This window comes from Pseudomonas sp. 25 R 14 (assembly GCF_900004755.1).
GTDB classification, from domain to species: Bacteria; Pseudomonadota; Gammaproteobacteria; order Pseudomonadales; family Pseudomonadaceae; genus Aquipseudomonas; species Aquipseudomonas brenneri.
The window spans coordinates 1-3,844 of the sequence record NZ_CVTS01000044.1 but is presented as its reverse complement, the minus strand read 5'-3'; the positions used below and the strand labels follow the sequence as shown (position 1 = coordinate 3,844).

The window sequence follows — 3,844 nt, the reverse complement described above, 5'->3', positions numbered from 1 at the left end:
CACCGGAATGTTGGCGCTTGCAGCGATTTTGCGGAACTCTGCGATCTGGTCGAAGTTCAGGTAGCGGTAGACGTCACTGGCCATGGTGTCCAGTTTGGCCGCGTAGCCCATGTACTCTTCGACGGTCGGCAGGCGACCCAGCGTGGAGGCGACTGCCGCCAGCTCGGCCGAGGCCAGGTAGACGTTGGCGCCATCACCCAGACGGTTCGGGAAGTTACGGGTCGACGTCGACACTACGGTCGAATTCGGCTCAACACGTGCCTGGTTACCCATGCACAGCGAGCAGCCCGGCATTTCCATGCGCGCGCCAGCCTTGCCGTAGATGCCGTAGTAGCCTTCTTCGGTCAGTTGGTGAGCGTCCATCTTGGTCGGCGGCGACAGCCACAGACGGGTTGGCAGCTGACCCTTGACCTGTTCCAGCAACTTGCCGGCAGCGCGGAAGTGACCGATGTTGGTCATGCACGAACCGATGAACACTTCGTCGATCTTCTCGCCAGCCACGCTGGACAGCAGACGGGCGTCATCCGGGTCGTTTGGTGCGCAGAGGATTGGCTCGTTGATGTGTGCCAGGTCGATCTCGATGACTTCGGCGTATTCGGCGTCGGCATCGGCTTCCATCAGTTCTGGGTTGGCAACCCAGGCTTCCATCGCTTGGGCACGACGTTCCAGGGTACGCGCATCGCCGTAGCCTTCACCGATCATCCAGCGCAGCAGGGTGATGTTGGAGTTCAGGTACTCGGTCACGGAGTCTTTCGACAGCTTGATGGTGCAACCGGCAGCCGAACGTTCGGCCGAGGCGTCGGACAGTTCGAAAGCCTGTTCCAGCGTCAGGTCGTTCAGGCCTTCGATTTCCAGGATGCGGCCGGAGAAGGCGTTTTTCTTGCCTTTCTTCTCAACGGTCAGCAGGCCGGACTGGATCGCGTAGTAAGGAATGGCATGAACCAGGTCACGCAGGGTGATGCCAGGTTTCATTTTGCCTTTGAAGCGCACCAGGATCGATTCCGGCATGTCCAGTGGCATCACGCCAGTGGCTGCGGCGAACGCGACCAGGCCAGAACCGGCCGGGAACGAGATGCCCATCGGGAAACGGGTGTGGGAGTCACCACCGGTACCCACGGTGTCCGGCAGCAGCATGCGGTTCAGCCAGCTGTGGATGATGCCGTCGCCTGGACGCAGCGATACACCGCCACGGGTCATGATGAAGTCAGGCAGGGTGTGGTGGGTGGTCACGTCGATCGGCTTAGGGTAAGCCGCGGTGTGGCAGAAGGACTGCATCACCAGATCGGTCGAGAAGCCCAGGCACGCCAGGTCTTTTAGTTCGTCACGGGTCATGGGACCTGTGGTGTCCTGGGAGCCGACGGTGGTCATCTTCGGTTCGCAGTAAGTACCTGGGCGAACGCCTTTGCCTTCTGGCAGGCCGCAGGCCTTGCCGACCATTTTCTGCGCCAGGGTGAAACCCTTGCCAGTGTCGACAGGTGCTTCAGGCAGCTTGAACAGGTCGGTAGGGCCCAGGCCCAGTTCGGTGCGCGCCTTCTCGGTCAGGCCACGGCCGATGATCAGCGGGATACGACCGCCGGCACGGACTTCGTCCAACAGGACCGGGGTCTTCATTTCGAAGGTGGTCAGGACTTCATCGGTGCCGTGCTTGCAGACTTTGCCAGCATGCGGGTACAGGTCGATCACGTCGCCCATGTGCATGTTGGTGACGTCGAATTCGATTGGCAGTGCGCCAGCATCTTCCATGGTGTTGTAGAAGATTGGAGCGATCTTGCTGCCGAAGCAGAAGCCGCCAGCGCGCTTGTTCGGCACGTAAGGAACGTCGTCGCCGAAGAACCACAGTACCGAGTTGGTCGCCGACTTACGGGACGAACCGGTACCGACCACGTCACCGACGTAGGCGATCGGGAAGCCCTGGCCGCGCATTTCTTCGATCTGCTTCATCGGGCCGGTCTTGCCTTGCTCGTCCGGCACGATGCCTTCACGGGCCATTTTCAGCATGGCCAGGGCGTGCAGCGGGATGTCCGGACGGGACCAGGCATCGGGAGCAGGGGACAGGTCGTCGGTGTTGGTTTCGCCGGTGACCTTGAACACGCGCAGGCTGATCTTGTCGGCCAGGGTCGGGCGGTTCTTGAACCACTCGCCGTCGGCCCAGGACTGGATCACTTCCTTGGCGTGCTGGTTGCCATTCTTGGCTTTTTCCGCGACGTCGTGGAAAGCATCGAACATCAGCAGGGTGTGCTTGAGCTGGGCAGCTGCAACGGCGGCCAGTTCGGCGTCGTCCAACAGCTCGACCAGGGTCACGATGTTGTAGCCGCCTTGCATGGTGCCGAGCAGTTCAACAGCGCGTTTTTTGTCGATCAGGGGAGAAGAGACTTCGCCCTTGGCCAGGGCAGACAGGAAACCGGCCTTGACGTAGGCAGCCTCGTCAACGCCTGGTGGAATGCGGTTGGTGATCAGGTCAACAAGGAGCTCTTCTTCGCCAGCCGGGGGATTTTTCAGCAATTCGACCAGGCCGGCAGTTTGTTCGGCTATGAGAGCAAGGGCAGGGAGGTTCTGTTCAGCACGTTCTGCTACGTGTTTAAGGTAAGCTTCAAGCATGGAGTTGTTCCCTCGGTTCGCCTCGCAGAGCGGGGCCTTGGTAATTAAATCAGATCAAAAAAAACTCATAAAGCGGTTGGCCGCCGCGGCTTCTCACTTCACCTGATCCTTGCCCATGTGTCCGATCAGGCATTCCTCTTCCACCTTCTCGCTGGAGGTGCCTTCGGCTAAGAATATCTATACGGCATTGATGAGGGCGGTCATCAGCCTGGCCCACGGTCGGCAAGGCCGTCTGTCCGGCCACTTGGTCACGCAGGCCTGTGCCACTCAATACTTTTGCTTCGGCCATTGCTCTCTTCAATCTTGAACTTGTTAGGAAATCGGCAACTTTATGAGGCGGGACTCGCCCCAATACCGCAGGAACGAAGCGGCTCGCGAGGCCGATCGGCACGCCCCGCTGTATCTGGGGGCGCGTTATCGTTAACGTCCATCGCGAGCAAACTTCGCTCCTACTAGGGTTGGTTCAGCTTTTCTTCTGGGTGAACAGTGCATCGAGCTTCTGCTCGAAGGTGTGGTAGTCGATGCGGTCGTACAGCTCCATGCGGGTCTGCATGGTGTCGATCACGTTCTGTTGGGTACCGTCGCGACGGATCGCGGTGTAGACGTTTTCCGCCGCCTTGTTCATGGCGCGGAACGCCGACAGCGGGTACAGCACGATGGAAACATCGGCAGATTTCAACTGTTCGGTGGTGTACAGCGGGGTGGCGCCGAACTCGGTGATGTTGGCCAGGATTGGCGCTTTCACGCGCGAAGCGAACAACTTGTACATCTCAAGCTCGGTAATGGCTTCGGGGAAGACCATGTCGGCACCGGCCTCGATGCACGCGGCGGCACGCTCCAGCGCGGACTCCAGGCCTTCCACGGCCAGGGCGTCGGTGCGCGCCATGATCACGAAGCTGTCATCGGTACGGGCATCCACGGCGGCCTTGATGCGGTCGACCATTTCCTGCTGGGACACGATTTCTTTGTTCGGGCGATGACCGCAGCGCTTGGCGCCCACCTGGTCCTCGATATGGATCGCGGCAGCACCGAACTTGATCATCGACTTGACGGTGCGCGCCACGTTGAAGGCCGAGGAACCGAAACCGGTGTCCACATCCACCAGCAGCGGCAGGTCGCACACGTCGGTAATACGGCGCACATCGGTCAACACATCGTCCAGGCCGGTGATGCCCAGGTCCGGCACACCGAGGGAGCCCGCAGCAACACCGCCACCGGACAGGTAAATGGCCTTGAAACCGGCGCG

Annotated in this window: 2 protein-coding genes and 1 pseudogene; all 3 read right to left on the bottom strand. The window is 60.4% G+C overall.

Annotation, left to right across the window (positions count from 1 at the left end; translation table 11 throughout):
- Positions 1-2,598, bottom strand: a 2,598-nt coding sequence (gene acnB / locus BFQ03_RS14875; protein ID WP_065943462.1) for a bifunctional aconitate hydratase 2/2-methylisocitrate dehydratase, incomplete at its 3' end; no start/stop codon positions are given.
- A gap of 208 nt (positions 2,599-2,806) precedes the next feature.
- Positions 2,807-2,887 (bottom strand): annotated as a pseudogene (locus BFQ03_RS30665) (hypothetical protein); the annotation flags it as partial.
- Between the two features lie 174 nt (positions 2,888-3,061).
- A partial coding sequence (prpB, locus tag BFQ03_RS14870; RefSeq protein ID WP_065943461.1) for a methylisocitrate lyase occupies positions 3,062-3,844 on the bottom strand: 783 nt, incomplete at its 5' end.